This is a genomic window from Micromonospora sp. NPDC049257 (assembly GCF_040678915.1).
In the GTDB taxonomy this organism is placed as follows: domain Bacteria; phylum Actinomycetota; class Actinomycetes; order Mycobacteriales; family Micromonosporaceae; genus Micromonospora; species Micromonospora antibiotica.
This window is the reverse complement of the sequence record NZ_JBFAQU010000034.1, coordinates 44171-61221: the sequence shown is the minus strand read 5'-3', so window position 1 is coordinate 61221 and position 17051 is coordinate 44171. Positions and strand designations below refer to the sequence as shown.

The 17051-nt window shown below is 71.2% G+C and carries 14 protein-coding genes; 12 read left to right on the top strand and 2 right to left on the bottom strand.

Annotated features, from left to right (window positions below; translation table 11 throughout):
• The first annotated feature begins 279 nt into the window (after positions 1–279).
• Both AB0K25_RS29335 and dnaE read left to right on the top strand, forming a co-directional pair.
• Positions 280–1599, top strand: a complete 1320-nt coding sequence (locus AB0K25_RS29335) for a hypothetical protein (protein WP_363823767.1) — start codon at positions 280–282, stop codon at positions 1597–1599.
• Positions 1600–1841: 242 nt separating this feature from the next.
• Positions 1842–5372, top strand: coding sequence for a DNA polymerase III subunit alpha (gene dnaE, locus AB0K25_RS29330; RefSeq protein WP_363823766.1), 3531 nt, complete (start codon positions 1842–1844; stop codon positions 5370–5372).
• 161 nt (positions 5373–5533) lie between these two features.
• Here the strand turns inward: dnaE and AB0K25_RS29325 are convergent, their stop codons facing one another.
• The gene (locus AB0K25_RS29325) at positions 5534–6394 is read right to left on the bottom strand and encodes an SPFH domain-containing protein (protein WP_219469612.1); all 861 of its coding nucleotides are present in this window, start codon (positions 6392–6394) and stop codon (positions 5534–5536) included.
• A gap of 56 nt (positions 6395–6450) precedes the next feature.
• Entirely contained in the window at positions 6451–6648 is a 198-nt protein-coding gene (locus AB0K25_RS29320) for a hypothetical protein (RefSeq protein ID WP_219469614.1), read from the bottom strand.
• 54 nt (positions 6649–6702) lie between these two features.
• Here AB0K25_RS29320 and AB0K25_RS29315 point away from each other — a divergent pair, with 54 nt between their 5' ends.
• The 10 genes from AB0K25_RS29315 (at position 6703) to secF (ending at position 16960) form a co-directional block, all read left to right on the top strand.
• Positions 6703–7740, top strand: coding sequence for an aminotransferase class V-fold PLP-dependent enzyme (locus tag AB0K25_RS29315; protein ID WP_219469616.1), 1038 nt, complete (start codon positions 6703–6705; stop codon positions 7738–7740).
• 90 nt (positions 7741–7830) lie between these two features.
• On the top strand, positions 7831–8454 hold the full coding sequence (locus AB0K25_RS29310; protein WP_308291082.1) for a transcriptional regulator: 624 nt from the start codon (positions 7831–7833) through the stop codon (positions 8452–8454).
• Positions 8455–8609: 155 nt separating this feature from the next.
• The gene (locus AB0K25_RS29305; protein ID WP_363823764.1) at positions 8610–10175 is read left to right on the top strand and encodes an MFS transporter; all 1566 of its coding nucleotides are present in this window, start codon (positions 8610–8612) and stop codon (positions 10173–10175) included.
• A gap of 11 nt (positions 10176–10186) precedes the next feature.
• Positions 10187–10795: a TetR/AcrR family transcriptional regulator gene (locus tag AB0K25_RS29300; RefSeq protein ID WP_219469622.1), complete on the top strand. Its 609-nt coding sequence runs from the start codon at positions 10187–10189 to the stop codon at positions 10793–10795.
• A 97-nt stretch (positions 10796–10892) separates the two neighbouring features.
• Positions 10893–11420, top strand: coding sequence for a crossover junction endodeoxyribonuclease RuvC (ruvC, locus tag AB0K25_RS29295; RefSeq protein ID WP_218108214.1), 528 nt, complete (start codon positions 10893–10895; stop codon positions 11418–11420).
• Positions 11417–12019, top strand: a complete 603-nt coding sequence (gene ruvA / locus AB0K25_RS29290) for a Holliday junction branch migration protein RuvA (protein WP_208569454.1) — start codon at positions 11417–11419, stop codon at positions 12017–12019. Before ruvC ends, ruvA begins: the two co-directional genes overlap by 4 nt.
• Before the next feature lie 34 nt (positions 12020–12053).
• Positions 12054–13118: a Holliday junction branch migration DNA helicase RuvB gene (ruvB, locus tag AB0K25_RS29285; RefSeq protein WP_219469625.1), complete on the top strand. Its 1065-nt coding sequence runs from the start codon at positions 12054–12056 to the stop codon at positions 13116–13118.
• 138 nt (positions 13119–13256) lie between these two features.
• Positions 13257–13604 carry a preprotein translocase subunit YajC gene (gene yajC / locus AB0K25_RS29280; protein WP_208569456.1) on the top strand — a complete coding sequence of 116 codons (348 nt, stop codon included), beginning with the start codon at positions 13257–13259 and terminating at the stop codon, positions 13602–13604.
• Between the two features lie 226 nt (positions 13605–13830).
• Positions 13831–15759, top strand: coding sequence for a protein translocase subunit SecD (gene secD / locus AB0K25_RS29275; RefSeq protein WP_219469627.1), 1929 nt, complete (start codon positions 13831–13833; stop codon positions 15757–15759).
• Position 15760: 1 nt separating this feature from the next.
• Positions 15761–16960 carry a protein translocase subunit SecF gene (secF, locus tag AB0K25_RS29270; RefSeq protein WP_219469630.1) on the top strand — a complete coding sequence of 400 codons (1200 nt, stop codon included), beginning with the start codon at positions 15761–15763 and terminating at the stop codon, positions 16958–16960.
• The last annotated feature ends 91 nt before the right edge of the window (positions 16961–17051 follow it).

Sequence of the window (17051 nt, the reverse complement as noted above, 5' to 3'; positions counted from 1 at the left end):
CCTGCCCCAAACCTCTTGATCACCACCCCCCAGCCCCCGGCTGCACCCGGCGTTGGGCGTCCCAGCCCGGTGACGGCCAACCCCGCGCCCAGTCTCCGGCCCGGGACCGTCGTCGACGACCAGCGGGGGACCATCGGGTCCGGGGAGCCACCCGTAGTCGATCGTGACCGAACTCGGCGGCCCCGTGCTGCGGTGTCGTCGGGAGTGGATCTCCGGCGCAGGGGACTAGGTGGTTTCTGCCGATGCGAGCCGGCTGAGCACCTTGGCAGGATCGGCTCCATGAGCGAACCAGCGAACGACAAGAAGTCCGGTAGGAGGAGGTGGGTGTCGCTGAGTGTTAGAGCCAGGGCGGCCCTCGCGGTGCTGGTGGCCGGCGTGCTGCTCGCCCCGGCGGTGCCGGCGACGGCAGCGCCACCGGCCGAAGGGCCGCCGTCAGCGGGGGCGGCGGCGGGGCCCGCCCGGTCGACACTGGTCAGCCCCTGCCAGTTGCCCACGCCGGTGACCGGGTGGCAGCACGAGGGGCCGACCAACTACACCACCTGGCTGCCGCCGACCGGCACCGTCCGGGGCATCGTGCTGTTCGTGGACTTCATCAACGCGGCCCCGGTCAGCGGGGAGCGGGCCGGCCGGACCAGCATGTTCGGCGCCGCCCCGAACGTGTTCACCCAGTCCTCGTACGGTGCGCTGAACCTCCAGTTGACCTTCGACACCACGTGGCGGCACATCCCGCAGACCCACGGCAGCTTCGCCGGCTACAAATCGAACTTCTCCATCCAGCGGTCGTACCTGGCCGCCGCGGTGGCCGCCGCGGACTCCGCGATCGACTTCAGCCTCTACCAGATCGTCTACGTGGTGCCGCCGAAGTCCGCGACGACCTTCGACATATCGCCGGCCTGGGTCGCGGCCCCCGGTGACGGAGTGACCGCCGACGGGGTCGAACTGCGCCATGCCGTCACCTTCGGTCAGGACGTCGACTACTGGGGCTACAAGATCCTCAACCACGAGACCGGGCACCTCTTCGGGCTGCCGGACCTCTACTCGTACAACTCGGCCGACAGCATCCACCGGGCGGTGGGCGGCTGGGACCTGATGGGCCTCATCTCCGCCCGGGCTCCCGACCTGTTCGCCTGGCACAAGTGGAAGGCGGGCTGGCTCACCGACTCCCAGATCGACTGCCGGACCACGACGGGGAGCGCGTCGGCGGTCCTGACCCCCCTGGGTACGACCGGTGGCACCAAGGCGGTGGTCGTCCACACCGGCGGGAACACCGCCGTGGTGGTGGAGAACCGGCAGATCAGCGCGCTCGACGTGTCGTCGGGTTGCTTCCAGCCCGGAGTGCTGGTCTACCGGGTGACCACCTCGGTGTTCAGCGGGGGTGCCTCGCCCGGCGGGAGCGTTCCCCCCATCGGCGGGCCCTTCCCGGTCGAGGTGGTCGACCGCACCCCGGGCTCGGATGTCACCAGTTGTGGCACGGACGAGAAGGCGCTGGTCAACGCCACCCTCACCGCGATCGGCCACACCGTCACCTACGGCGGGGTGACCGTGCAACTGACCGCCACCCCCGGGAACAACCGTCAGGTCTCCGTCACCGTCGTCTGATCCGCAGGTGACGCCGGTGGGCGTCGTGGGGGTGCCCCCGCCCGACCGGGCGGGGGCAGCCCTGTCCGCGTCGGCGTCGGGCTTTGCGGGGCCGCGCGGTGACTGTCGGTGTACGGCGTGCGGGACCGCACGACCTCCGCGCGGAGGTCTCCGCGCGGCGGGTTCAGTGGCTTCCCCGGGCGGCGCTATCGTGGACCGGCCTGATCTCGTGACCCATGATCCGATCCGGGGGGATTCCACGCATGGGCGATTCGTTCGCGCATCTGCACGTGCACACCGAGTACTCGATGCTCGACGGGGCGGCCCGGTTGAAGGACCTCTTCGCCGAGGCCAACCGGCTGGGGATGCCGGCGGTGGCGATCACCGACCACGGCAACATGCACGGCGCGAACGACTTCTACAAGCAGGCCATGGCGGCCGGGATCACCCCCATCCTGGGCGTCGAGGCGTACGTGGCGCCGGAGTCGCGCTATCACAAGGCGCGGGTCAAGTGGGGCCGGCCGGAGCAGAAGAGCGACGACATCTCCGGTAACGGCGCGATCACCCACAAGACCATGTGGGCGCGCAACGCGCAGGGCCTGAAGAACCTGTTCACCCTCAACTCCCGGGCCTCCATGGAGGGCCACTACGTCAAGTGGCCCCGGATGGACATGGAGCTGATCGCCGAGCACGCCGAGGGGATCATGGCGACCACCGGCTGCCCGTCCGGCGCGGTGCAGACCCGGCTGCGGCTCGGCCAGTTCGACGAGGCGCTCAAGGTCGCCGCCGCCTACCAGGACATCTTCGGCAAGGAGAACTACTTCCTGGAGATCATGGACCACGGGCTCTCCATCGAGCAGCGGGTCCGTGAGGATCTGATCACCATCGCCCGCAAGCTGGACATCCCGCCGGTGGTCACCAACGACTCGCACTACACCCACGAGGCGCAGGCCGAGGCGCACGACGTGCTGCTCTGCGTGCAGACCGGCAGCAACGTCGCCGACCCCAACCGGTTCCGGTTCGAGGGCGGCGGCTACTTCGTCAAGTCCGCCGACCAGATGCGCGCGGTCGACTCCTCGGAGTTCTGGCAGCAGGGCTGCCGCAACACCCTGCTGGTCGCCGAGAAGGTCGACCCGAGCGGGATGTTCGAGTTCCACAACCTGATGCCACGCTTCCCGGTGCCCGAGGGGGAGACCGAGGAGTCCTGGTTCCGCAAGGAGACGTTCAAGGGGTTGGCCCGCCGCTACCCCGGGGGCATCCCCGAGGGCCACGTGGTGCAGGCCGAGTACGAGCTGGGCGTCATCAACCAGATGGGCTTCCCGTCGTACTTCCTGGTGGTCGCCGACTTCATCCAGTGGGCCAAGAACCAGGGCATCGCGGTCGGCCCGGGGCGTGGCTCGGCAGCCGGTTCGCTGGTCGCGTACGCGTTGGGCATCACCGACCTGGACCCGATCCCGCACGGCCTGATCTTCGAGCGGTTCCTCAACCCCGAGCGGGTCTCGATGCCGGACGTCGACATCGACTTCGACGAGCGTCGGCGCGGCGAGGTGATCAAGTACGTCACCGACAAGTGGGGCGAGGACAAGGTCGCGCAGATCGCCACCTTCGGCACGATCAAAGCGAAGGCCGCGATCAAGGACTCGGCCCGGGTCCTCGGCTTCCCCTACGCGGTCGGCGACCGGATCACCAAGGCGATGCCCCCGGCGGTGATGGGCAAGGACATCCCGCTCACCGGCATCTTCGACCCCAAGCACCCCCGGTACGCCGAGGCCGGCGAGATCCGGGGCCTCTACGAGTCCGACCCGGACGTCCGCAAGGTGATCGACACCGCCAAGGGCATCGAGGGGCTGATCCGGCAGACCGGGGTGCACGCCGCCGGGGTGATCATGTCGGCCGAGCCGATCATCGAGCACATCCCGCTGACCCGCCGGGACGCCGACGGGGCGATCATCACCCAGTTCGACTACCCGACCTGCGAGTCGCTCGGGTTGTTGAAGATGGACTTCCTCGGCCTGCGCAACCTGACGATCATCGACGACGCGGTCAAGAACATCCAGCTCAACCACGGTCGGGAACTCGACCTGCTGGGCCTTGAGCTGGACGACAAGCCCGCCTACGAGCTGCTCGCCCGGGGCGACACCCTGGGCGTGTTCCAGCTCGACGGCGGGCCGATGCGTTCGCTGCTGCGGCTGATGAAGCCGGACAACTTCGAGGACATCTCCGCCGTGCTGGCGCTCTACCGGCCGGGCCCGATGGGTGTCGACTCGCACACCAACTACGCGCTGCGCAAGAACGGCCTCCAGGAGATCACCCCGATCCACCCGGAGCTGGAGGAGCCGCTGCGGGAGATCCTGGCGCCCACCCACGGCCTGATCGTCTACCAGGAGCAGGTGCAGCGCGCCGCGCAGATCCTCGCCGGCTACACCCTCGGCCAGGCGGACCTGCTGCGCCGGGCGATGGGCAAGAAAAAGAAGGAGATCCTCGACAAGGAGTTCATCCCGTTCCGGGACGGCTGCCGCGAACGCGGCTACTCCGACCAGGCCATCCAGGCGGTCTGGGACGTCCTGGTGCCGTTCGCCGGGTACGCCTTCAACAAGGCGCACTCCGCGGCGTACGGCCTGGTGTCGTACTGGACGGCGTACCTCAAGGCGCACTACCCGGCCGAGTACATGGCGGCGCTGCTGACCTCAGTCGGTGACGACAAGGACAAGATGGCGCTCTACCTGTCGGAGTGCCGCCGGATGCGCATCCAGGTGCTGCCGCCGGACGTGAACACCTCGGCCGGCCCGTTCACCCCGGTCGGCAAGGACATCCGCTTCGGCCTGGCCGCAGTCCGCAACGTCGGGGCGAACGTGGTCGCGGCGATCATGCGATGCCGCGAGGAGAAGGGCGAGTACGCCGACTTCTACGACTTCCTGTCCAAGGTCGACGCGGTGGTCTGCAACAAGAAGACCATCGAATCACTGATCAAGGCGGGTGCGTTCGACTCGCTGGGGCACACCCGCAAGGGCCTGCTCGCCGTGCACGCCGACGCCATCGACGCCTTCGCCGACGTCAAGCGCAAGGAGGCCGTCGGCCAGTACGACCTGTTCGGGGCGGGCTTCGGTGACGCCGACACCGGCAGCACCACCGTGATGCCGACCATCAGCGACGCGGAGTGGGACAAACGGGACAAGCTCGCCTTCGAACGCGAGATGCTCGGCCTCTACGTCTCCGACCATCCGCTGTTCGGGCTGGAACACGTCCTCGGCGCGGCGGCCGACACCACCATCGCCGCGCTGTCGGAGGAGGGCACCGTCCCGGACGGGGCGGTGGTCACCCTGGCGGGCATCCTCTCCGGCGTGCAGCGCCGGGTCACCAAGCAGGGGCGGGCCTGGGCGTCGGCGGCCCTGGAGGACCTGGCCGGCGGGGTGGAGACGCTGTTCTTCCCGAACACCTACGAGGTGATCGGCCAGTACATCGCCGAGGACGCGATCGTGGTGGTCAAGGGCCGGGTGGACCGGCGTGACGACACCCCCCGGATCATGGCGATGGACATGTCCATGCCGGACGTCAGCAGCACCCCCGGCAGTAAACCGGTGACGCTGACCATCCCGGTGCACCGCTGCACGCCACCGCTGGTGGAACGGCTCAAGGAGACCCTGGTGCTGCACCCGGGCGACACCGAGGTGCACGTCAAGCTGCTCAACGGCGGCAAGGTGACCACCCTGCGGCTCGGACCGTTCCGGGTGGCCGCCACCACCGCGCTGATGGGCGACCTCAAGAGCGTCCTCGGCCCCGCCAACGTCAGCTGACCCGCTGGCAGGTCAGCTCCACGTCGGTCGGCGGCAAGATCGTGCTCGATCCTTGTTCCGGTGGTTTCCCCCTGCGCGGATGCCACTACAACAAGGATCGAGCGGCCAGCGCGTCGTCCCCGCACGACAGCGCGGCGCTCGTCGCACAGACCGGCCGGTCGTCACTTGCCGCCGGTGACGATGCCCGGGTTGATGCACAGCCCGGGGGTGGAGCCGTTCTTCTCGGCGATCTCCAGGCAGCGGGACACCTTGTCGACCTTGGCGTTGGTCTCGGTGATCTGTTTCTGGATCTCGGCGTTCTTGCGGTCCTGTTCGAGGTTGCGGGTCTGGGCGAGCTTGTCCTGGAAGGCCTTGATGTTGCCCTCGGTCTTGTCGTCGTGGTTGACCCGGGTGATGGTGACGGACAGGATGTCGACGTCGCCGGAGAGCCGGCCCTCGGCGTTGCCCCGGATGCCCTCGGCGAACGGCTTCAGGTCGACGTTCAGGTTGCCCGTCCGGGCGTCGATCTTCTCCAGCGGGTTGTAGGTGGCGAAGGCGTCGTTGACCGCGCTGTCCAGCTGCACCCCCACCCGCTGGCCCCGGAAGCTCTCGAAGTCGCCCTTGTAGTCCATGAACTGCTTCGGCGCGTTCTCGGGCTTGACCTGCCACTCGATCAGCACTTCCACGCAGGCGTCGGCGAGGGTGCCGGTGCGGACCCGGACACACTGGTCGCCGCCGATGTGGTCGTACTTCTGCCGGCCGGCGTCCCACTCGCCGACCTTCTGCCAGGGGGCGACCCACTTCAGACCGGAGCCGGTGACCTCGCCGGTCGGCTTGTTGAAGCTGGTGACGATGCCGACCGAGCGGATCGGCACGGAGTGCGCGCTCGCTCCCACGCCGAAGAGCACTGTTCCGGCCAGGCAGCCGAGCGCGACCAGCGCGGCGATGCGCTTGACGCCCGGGTTGCGGGCGATGAGCAGCACCGCACCGGCGATCGCCAGCCCGATGGCGAGAATGACGGCGAACGTGAAGCCGACCGGCATGGAGGATCACCCTTCCGGGTTGGTCACAATGTTGATCTTCAACCTAGGGCACCCTGTCAAGCCCGGACCAGCACTGTGGCCTGCCGAGGCTCCCGCCACTGCCGTCCCGCCCGACCCAGGACCACGGCCAGGACCAGCGCCCGACCCAGGACCACGGCCAGGACCAGCGCCCGACCCAGGACCACGGCCAGGAGCAGGGCCCGACCCAGGGCCAGGGCGGACCAGGACCAGGACCAGGGCCCGGTCCGGGCCACCCGGCCCGGATTGGCGCTGACGCGCGGGCGGGGGGAGTGGCTAGCGTCGGTGGCATGGAGCTGGAACAGGCACGCGAGCTGTGGCAGCCGGAGCCGGGCTGGTTGAACACCGCCAGCTACGGGCTCCCACCCGAGCCGGTCTGGACGGCGGTGCAGGGCGCGCTGGCCGACTGGCGGGTGGGGCGTACCTCGTGGGAGGGGTGGGGAGAGGCGACCGGGCGGTCCCGGGAGGCCTTCGCCGGGCTGATCGGGGTGCCGGTGGCGGACGTCGCGGTGGCCAGCACCGTGTCGCAACTGCTCGCGCCGATCGCCGCCGCCCTGCCCGCCGGTGCCACCGTGGTCGTCCCGGAGGTCGAGTTCACCTCCAACCTGTTCCCCTGGCTGGTGCAGCAGGAGCGCGGGGTGCGGGTGCGTACCGTGCCGTTGGCTGGTCTGCGGGACGCGATCGACGCCGGCACCGACCTGGTGGCGTTCAGTCTGGTGCAGTCCGCCGACGGGGCCGTCGCCCCGTACGCCGAGATCGTGGCCGCCGCCCGCGTGCACGACGCGTTGGTGGTGGTGGACGCCACCCAGGCGTGCGGGTGGCTGCCGTTCGACGGGTCGCTGGCCGACGCGGTCGCGGTGGGGACGTACAAGTGGCTGATGTCGCCGCGCGGCTCGGCGTTGGCCTATCTGGCTCCGGCGCTGCGGGAGCGGATGCGGCCGGACGCCGCCGGCTGGTATGCGGGTAAGGACCCGCACTCCACCTACTACGGTCCGCCGCTGCGGTTGGCCGACGACGCCCGCCGGTTCGACATCTCCCCGGCCTGGTTCAGCTGGGTGGGCACCGCGCCGGCCCTGGAACTGGTCGCCGCGCTCGGCCCGGCGGTGATCGGCGCGTACGACGTGGGGTTGGCTAACCGCTTCCTGGCCGGGCTGGGTAGACCACCGGGGCGCAGCGCGATCGTCGCGGTGGAGGTGCCCGACGCGCGGCAGCGGCTGGCGCGGGCCGGGGTCCGGGCGGCGGTGCGCGCCGGGCAGGTCCGGGTCGCGTTCCACCTCTACACCACCGAGGCGGACGTGGACCTGGCGTTGACGGCGTTGACGGACTGAGCCGCCGCAGATAATCCACCGACGGCGCATCCAGACCGTGCCGTCCGGGCGAATCCCCTGGTAATGGTGAGCTACCCGGGGGTGCGTCTGGTGTTGACAGATCCGATGCCGGTGGAGGCCGTCGAGACGACCCGCAGGCGGCTCGCGGCAGCCGCCGAGGACCTCGACGCCAACCTGGTCGCCGCGCTGGTGCTGGAGTTCGCCGCCGACGCCGGGGTGGGGGCGGCCTGGGAACGGCTCTGCGTGCCGATGCTGGCCGGGCTGCGGGGGCGCGACGCCGCCGAGATCGCCGTCGAGCACGCCCTGTCCGAGGGCATCCGGATCGGGCTGGACGTGCACCGCCGTGCTCCCGTCCGGCGGTTGCGCGCCGACGGTGTGCTGCTCGCCGGTGCCGAGCACGAGGCGCACTGCCTGGGCCTGCACGCGGTGGCCGCCGCGCTGCGCGAGCAGGGTCGGGGCTGCCTGCACCTGGGGCCGGACCTGCCCTGGGCGGCGCTGCGTTCCGCCGTGCTGCGGGCCCGTCCGCGGGTCGTGGTGGTCTGGTCGCAGACGCCGGTCACCGGCCGCGCGTACCGTCTGGTCCGCTTCGGCCGCGATGTCCCGGGGGTACGCGTGTACGCCGCCGGGCCGGGCTGGATCGGGCCCCTGCCACCCCCGGCGACCCGGTTGACCAGCTTCTCCGCTGCCCTGGCCGCGTGCGGTGTGCCGGCCTGAGTCGCGCTTCGACCGTCCAGGGTGGCGTGACCCGCACCACATCCGATACGAACCGGTGCCGTATCGAAACATCCCCCTCGTAAGGTGAGTGTCGTTACGAGTCTGCCCCGTATCGTATTGCCGGTACGGGTGAACCGGGGGGAGCACCGGAGCGTATGCAACCGCACGAGAACACCGGACATCCGAGACGATGGGCGATCCTCGGCGTGCTGGTGGTCAGCCTGCTCGTCGTCGTCCTCGACAACACCATCCTCAACGTCGCGCTGCGTACCCTGGCCGACCCGGTGCACGGTCTCGGGGCCAGCCAGGGCGAGCTGGAATGGGCGATCAACTCCTACACCCTCGTCTTCGCCGGCCTGCTGTTCACCTTCGGGGTGCTCGGGGACCGGGCCGGCCGCCGCCGGTTCCTGCTCATCGGCCTGGTCCTGTTCGGCCTGTCGTCCCTGCTGTCGGCGTACGCGCAGAGCCCCGGCCAGCTGATCGCGGCCCGCGCCCTGATGGGCATCGGTGGCGCGGCGATCATGCCGGTCACCCTGTCGATCATCTCCAACGTGTTCGACCCCCGGGAACGGGGCCGCGCGATCGGCGTCTGGGCCGGCGCGGTCGGCCTGGCGGTGGCGATCGGCCCGATCCTCGGCGGCGTGCTGCTGGAGCACTTCTGGTGGGGCTCGGTCTTCCTGATCAACGTGCCGGTGGTGGTACTCGGCGTGCTGCTGGTCGCCCTGCTGGTGCCCGAGTCCCGCGACCCCCGGCCCGGCCGGGTCGACATCCTCGGCGTGCTGCTGTCGGTCGTCGGACTGGTCGCGCTGACCTACGGCATCATCGACGGCGGCGAGCACGGCTTCGGCCGGCCCACGGTCTGGGCCGCCATCCTGGGCGGAGTGGCGGTGCTGGCCTGGTTCGTCGAGCACGAGCGGCGCAGCGACCACCCGTCGCTGGACGTCCGGCTGTTCCGGGTGCCCCGGTTCGCCGCGCCGGTGGCGATCGTCGGCCTGGTCTTCTTCGCCGCGATGGGCGTGATGTTCTTCAGCTCGTTCTACATGCAGCTGGTCCGGGGCTACAGCCCGTTGGAGACCGGCCTGTTCTTCCTGCCGTTCGCCGGGGCCCAGCTGGTCTTCGCGCCGCGCAGCGCCGCGATGGTGCGCCGGTACGGCGGCCGGGCGGTCGCCACGGTCGGCCTGGTGCTGACCTCCGTGGCGCTGGCAGCCTTCGCCTTCATCGACGTCGACACGCCGATCTGGGTGGTGCTGGTGGCCTTCTTCCTCCAGGGCGTCGGGATGGCGAACATCATGCCCCCGGCCACCGAGTCGATCATGTCGGCGCTGCCCCGGGAGAAGGCCGGCGTCGGCTCGGCGGTCAGCAACACCGTCCGCCAGGTCGCCGGCGCGCTGGGCGTCGCGGTCCTCGGCTCGGTGCTGTCCGCCGTCTACCGGCAGGACATCGCCGCGACCGTCGACAGCCTGCCCGCCCCCGCCCGGGAGGCGGCCACCGAGTCGGTCTCCGGGGCGTACGCGGCGGCGGCGCAGGTCGGCCCGGCGGCACCGAAGCTGATCGCGGCGGCCAACGACGCGTTCGTCTCGGCCATGCACTGGGCGGCGGCGATCTCCGCGGTGGTGGCCGCCCTCGGCATCCTCATCGTGCTGCGCTGGATGCCGGGCCGCACCGCCACGGCCACCGACGCGACGCCGGTGGCGGAGCGGGAACTGGCCGCAACCACATAGGGCCGGGAACAATGTCTGACATGAACCCCACCGCCGATGCTCCGCGGTCGCCCGGGCGACCGCGGAGCGTCCGCGCGGACGAGGCCATCATCGAGGCCACCCTGGACCTGCTCGCCGAGGGCAGCACCCTCGAGGCACTGTCGATCGAGGCGATCGCGGCCCGCGCCGGGGTGGGCAAGGCCACCATCTACCGCCGCTGGCCCGGCAAGGACGCCCTGCTGCTCGACGCCCTGCGCCGGCTCAAGGGGGTGGTCCCCCAGCCGGCCGGGCACTCCGTGCGCGACGACCTGGTGCTGCTGGTCGGTGCGGTCGGGCACAACATCGACCCCCGGGCCGAGCGGATCATGCCGTGCCTGGTGCCCGAGGTGAACCGCAGCCCGGACCACTTCCAGCTCTACCAGAACATCATCGAGCCCCGCCGCAAGATCATGCGGGAGGTGCTCCGCCGGGGCGTGGCCACCGGCGAACTGCGCGCCGATCTCGACATCGAGGTGGCCATGGCGCTGCTCACCGGGCCGATGCTGGTCCAGCGGCTGCTGCGCTGGCATCCGGAGCTGGACGACCGGTTGCTCCCCGAACGGGTCGTCGACGGCGTGCTCGACGGCCTGCGTACCCGCTGAGCCCCACCGGCGGGCGGCGTGTCCGCCCACCGGCGTGTCGGGGTGGACCAGTAGGGTGTCGAACACCCGTACTGTCGAGGGGCCTGGAGGAGACGGCGTGCGTGTGCTGGGCGTCGACCCGGGGCTGACCCGGTGCGGGGTCGGCGTGGTCGAGGGCGTGCCGGGCCGCCCCTGCTCGCTGGTCGCCTACTACGTCGTCTACACCGATCCCGCCGACGACCTGTCGCTGCGCCTGCTGCACCTGGACCGGTCGTTGACCGACCTGGTGGCCGAGCACCGGCCCGACGCGGTCGCCGTGGAGCGGGTGTTCAGCCAGCACAACGTGCGCACCGTGATGGGCACCGCCCAGGCCAGCGGGATCGCCGTGCTGGCCGGGGCGCGGGCCGGGCTGCCGGTGCAGACCTACACGCCGAGCGAGGTCAAGGCCGCGGTGACCGGGTCCGGTCAGGCCGACAAGAAGCAGATGACCGCCATGGTCACCCGGCTGCTGCGGCTGGCCGAGCCGCCCAAGCCGGCCGACGCGGCGGACGCCCTGGCCCTGGCCATCTGCCACGTGTGGCGGGGCGGCACCCGGTCCAAGCTGGCCGAGGCCGCCGACCGGGTACGACGAGGAGGAGCACGATGATCGCCAGCGTGCGCGGCACGGTGACCGCGACCGGTCCGGACCATGCCGTGGTGGAGGTCGGGGGGATCGGCCTGGCGGTGCAGTGCGCCCCCGGCACCCTGGCCGAGCTGCGGGTCGGCCAGCCGGCCCGGCTCGCCACCAGCCTGGTGGTCCGGGAGGACTCGCTCACCCTCTACGGCTTCGCCGACGACGACGCCAAGCAGCTGTTCGAGCTGCTCCAGACGGCCAGCGGGGTCGGCCCGCGGCTGGCCCAGGCGGTGCTGGCCGTGCACACCCCGGACGCGGTGCGCAAGGCCATCGCCAACGCCGACACCGCCGCCCTGACCCGGGTCCCGGGGATCGGCAAGAAGGGCGCCGAGCGGCTGGTCCTGGAGCTGCGTGACCGGATCGGCCCGGTGCCGGTGGGGCCCGACGGCGCGGCCGGGGTGACCGCCGGGGCCTGGCCGGACCAGGTCCGCCAGGCGCTGGTCGGGCTCGGCTGGACGGCCGGGCAGGCCGACCAGGCGGTGGCTGCGGTGGCGGAGACCGTCGACGGCCCCACCCCGCCGGTGCCGGTCCTGCTCAAGCAGGCCATCCGACTGCTCGGTCGGACCCGGTGACCGCCGTGGCGCGGTCGGGGTCGGGGTGGCCGGCATGACCGGCGACGGCCTCGTCTCGGCGTACGCCGACGACGCGGAGCGGGACGCCGAGGTCAGCGTCCGGCCGAAGCGGCTCGACGAGTTCATCGCCCAGCACCGGGTCCGCGACCAGCTCGACCTGCTGTTGCAGGGCGCGATGCGGCGCGGCGCCCCACCCGACCACATCCTCCTGTCGGGGCCTCCTGGCCTCGGGAAAACGACGTTGGCCAATATCGTGGCCGCCGAGCTGGGTTCCGGTATCCGGGTGACCAGCGGGCCGGTGATCGAGCGCTCCGGCGACCTGGCCGCCATCCTGACCAGCCTCGCCGAGGGCGACGTGCTGTTCATCGACGAGATCCACCGGATCGCCAAGCCGGCCGAGGAGCTGCTCTACAGCGCGATGGAGGACTTCCGGGTCGACGTGATCGTCGGCAAGGGGCCGGGGGCCACCGCGATCCCGCTGGACGTGGAGCCGTTCACCCTGGTCGGTGCCACCACCCGGTCCGGCCTGCTGACCGGTCCGATGCGGGACCGGTTCGGTTTCGTCGCGCACCTCGACTTCTACTCCCCGGCCGACCTGGAGGCGTTGCTGCACCGGTCGGCGCGCATCCTGGGCGTGCCGATCACCCCGGAGGGGGCGGTGGAGATCTCCGGCCGGTCCCGGGGCACGCCCCGGATCGCCAACCGGCTGCTGCGCCGGGTGCGCGACTACGCCGAGGTCCGGGCCGAGGGGGTGGTCACCCTGGAGACCGCGCGCGCTGCCCTGACCGTCTACGACGTGGACGCCCTGGGGCTGGACCGGCTGGACCGGGCGGTGCTGACCGCGCTGGTCGACTCGTTCCGGGGCGGGCCGGTGGGCCTGTCCACCCTGGCGGTGGCGGTGGGGGAGCAGCCGGACACGGTGGAGGAGGTCTGCGAGCCGTTCCTCGTCCGCGCTGGACTGCTGGCCCGTACGCCCCGGGGGCGGGTGGCCACCGAGGCGGCCTGGCGGCACCTCGGCCGGACACCACCAAATGGTACATTTGGCATGGAAGCCCCCGCTGTGCCTGATCTGTTCTCGAACGCGCCCGATCCACCGTGATCTGAACGTGATCTGCGCCGCATTCGGCGTTCCCAGGTGCAGGGATTAGACTCGCCGCGGTCTGTACAGGATGTGAATATCCGCCTCCGCTCCGGCGCGCACCGCGCCGAACGGGGGCCAATGGGAAGGTCGCACACCGTGCTTTACGCAGCACAGTCCGGCGGAGGCGCCGGCAGTCTGACGCCGATCATCATGATCGCCCTGCTCTTCGGGGTCATGTACTTCATGATGATCCGGCCGCAGCAGAAGCGCCGCCGCGAGGCCGAGGCCATGCAGTCCGCGCTCGGCCCCGGTGACGAGGTCGTCACCATCGGCGGGCTCTACGGCACGGTCGTGGGCGTCGAGGACGACACCGTGCTGCTGGAGGTGGCCCCCGGCGTGCAGTCCCGTTACGCCCGGCCGGCCATCGCCCGGGTGGTCACCCGGGCGGAGCGTCCGGAGGCCGACGAGCCGGTCATCGAGGACGCGGAAGCCGTCAAGGAGTGAGTGTCCGCCCGCCCCGCCGGGGTGGGCGTGACAGGACAACTGGATAGGTGGGCCGGTCCCCGGGGCCGGCACGCGCGCCCCGCCGTCCGACGCCCCCACGTCGGCGGTGGTACGCCGTGCCGCACGGTCGGGAGCGGTCCGCGCAGAGCACGTCGGGGCGGGAACCCCGCTCCGACCTCGTCGCCGCTGCGCCGGCGGCGCGACCGTTACAGGGAGACAGACAGCCGTGGCACCACCTCAGGGACAGATGCGCCCCGGGCGGCAGCTCGCCGTGCTCGGGATCATCTTCGTCGTCCTCTATTCCTTGGTGTTCTTCTCGGGCGGCGCCAGCGGTAGCTGGAAGGACCGGTTGGAGCCACGGCTCGGCCTGGACCTCATCGGTGGCACCCGGCTGACGCTGGAGGCGACCAACAGCATCGACGGCAAGCCCCCGACGTCGGCCAACCTGGAGGAGGCCCGGCAGATCATCGAGAGCCGGGTCAACGCCTACGGGGTGGCCGAGGCCGAGGTGGTCACCGAGGGCAACCGGAACATCGTCATCTCCCTGCCCGGTGAGAACCGGGAGCTGACCGACGTCGGCAGCGCCGCGGAGCTGCGCTTCCGCAAGGTGCTCAAGGCCGCCGACGGCAGCGGTACGGTCGCCGCTCCGGCTCCGTCCGGCAGTGCGTCGCCGGCCCCGTCGGGTAGCGCCTCCCCGGCTCCGTCGGGCAGCGCGTCGCCGAAGGCCTCCGGCAGTGCGGCGCCGAAGGTGACCGGTTCGCCGAGCGCCGGTGGGCAGGGTGGTGGCGCCCCCGCGCCGAGCGCCAGCCCGAGCGCCTCCCCGTCCGGGTCGGCCTCGCCGAGCGCCCCGGCCGCCTCGCCCAGCGCCACCGAGGCGCCGGTGTCGCAGAGCATCGAGGAGCAGCGCAAGGCCGTCGAGAAGAAGGTCGGTGCACCGGCCTGGGCCGCCGCGAGCGGGCTCCAGGCTCCGGCCGACCTGGCCACCAACCCGGCCCTGGCGGAGACGCTCAAGCCGTTCGGCACGCTCTCCCCGCAGGAGATCGCGGTGCTGAGCCCGCAGATGCAGTTCAACGTGCCGACCATCACCTGCGCCCAGCTCGACAAACGGCCCCCCGCGTCGATCAAGGACGAGAAGCAGCAGGCGGTCGCCTGTGAGGGTGGTGCGGCGAAGTACCTGCTCGACCAGGCCAAGGTGCTCGGCACCGACGTCAAGGACGCCAACGCCGTCCTCGACCAGGCCAGCACCTGGGTGGTCAGCCTGAACTTCACCGGCGACGGCCAGTCCAAGTGGACCGAGCTGACCCGGGAGGCGTTCAACAACACCGGCGGCGGCTGCGACCAGACGGCCCTGGGCCAGGACGGCAAGTGCCGGGTGGCCGTGGTGCTGGACAACGAGATCGTCTCCTCGCCCGAGATCCAGGGCGTGCTGACCGGCGACTCGCAGATCACCGGCAGCTTCGACAACACGTCGGCCAACGCGCTGGCCAGCCAGCTGCGCTACGGCGCGCTGCCGGTCACCTTCGTGCCGCAGGAGCAGCAGAACGTCACCGCGACGCTGGGCGACAGCCACCTGCGGGCCGGTCTGCTGGCCGCCGGCATCGGCATGCTGCTGGTCATCATCTACTCGTTCTTCTACTACCGGCTGCTCGGCTCGGTCATCTTCCTGAGCCTGGTGCTCTCCGCGTTGCTGGTCTTCGGCGCGCTGGTGGTGCTCGGCCGGTCGATCGGCTTCACTCTCACCCTCGCCGGCATCGCCGGCATGATCGTCTCGCTCGGTGTGGCGGCGGACTCGTTCGTCATCTACTTCGAGCGGCTCAAGGACGAGATCCGGGAGGGGCGCAGCCCGCGTAGCGCGGTGGGCCGGGCCTGGATCCGGGCCCGCCGGACGATCATCTCGGCCAACGCGATCACCCTGATGTCCGCCGTGGTCCTCTACATCGTCTCGGTCGGCACGGTGAAGGGCTTCGCCTTCGCCCTCGGCCTGGCGACCGTCCTCGACCTGGTGGTCGTCTTCCTCTTCCGGCACCCGATCATGACGATGTTCGCCCGGACCCCGGCGTTCCTGTCGCCCCGGGTCAGCGGCCTCGGTCGGGCCCTGCCAGCCCGTTCGGCCGACCCGGCCACCGCCCGCAACTCGCGCGTCAAGGAGGCCTGAGATGGCTAAGAGTGGTCTGGCGTCCCGGCTCTACCGGGGCGAGGCCGGTCTCAACATCGTCGGCCGGCGCAAGTTGTGGTTCACCGTCGCCGGCGTGCTGGTGCTGATCGCCGTGCTCAGCTTCGCGGTGCGCGGCTTCAGCCTGGGCATCGAGTTCGCCGGCGGCAACTCGTTCCAGGTGCCGGCCAGCGTCGGCACCCTGGACCAGGCCGAGGGCAAGGTCAACGACGCGCTGGCGGCCGAGGGCGGCGGCGCCGAGGTGGTGACCGCGCAGAAGGTCGGCAGCACCAGCGGCGAGTACTACGAGCTGCGCACCTCGCAGCTCAGCGCCGACCAGGCCAACGCGGTCAAGGCCGAGATGGCGCAGGAGTTCGGCATCAACGCCGACCAGATCAGCGGCAGCCAGGTCAGCGAGGCCTGGGGCAGCCAGGTGACCTCCCGGGCGCTGCTCGGCCTGATCATCTTCGTCCTGGTGGTGGCGGCCTACCTGGTGCTGCGCTTCGAGTGGCGGATGGCGGTCGCGGCGATCATCTCGCTGTTCATGAACCTGATCCTCACCGCCGGCATCTACTCGCTGGTCGGCTTCGAGGTGACCCCGTCGACGATCATCGGGTTCCTCACCATTCTGGGCTTCGCGCTCTACGACGTGGTGGTGGTCTTCGACAAGGTCCAGGAGAACACCCGGGGCATCACGGCCAACAACAACCAGACCTACGGCGAGGCGGCCAACCTGGCGCTCAACCAGAGCCTGATGCGGTCGTTGAACACCTCGGTGGTCGCCCTGCTCCCGGTCGGCGGTCTGCTCTTCATCGGTGCCGGCCTGCTCGGCGCGGGCACCCTGAAGGACCTGGGCCTGGTGCTCTTCGTCGGTATGGCGATGGCGTTCCTGACCTCGATCCTGCTGTCCACCCCGTTGCTGGTGCTGCTCAAGAACTATGACCCGCGCATCGAGGCGCACACCAAGCGGGTGCTGGCCCGGCGGGGCGCGATCGCCCGGGGCGAGGTCGTCCCGCGTGGCGCGGCCCGGCAGGCGGCCGGCGACGACGCTGCCGACGAGCCGATCGACCCCGAGGCGGCGGCCCTGGCCGGCAGCGCGCCGAAGGTCGGTTCCCGGCCGGCGGCCAAGCGGGCGACCGGTGCCCGGGGTGGTCGTCCCAGCGGCGGCGGGGGCAACCGCCCCGGTGGCGCGAAGCGGCGCTGACCGACGGGCGACCCGCCACACGTCGAGTCGACGGCGTCCGCCATGCTGTGCGAGCAGCATGGCGGACGCCGTCGTCGTAGCGAAGGAGAAT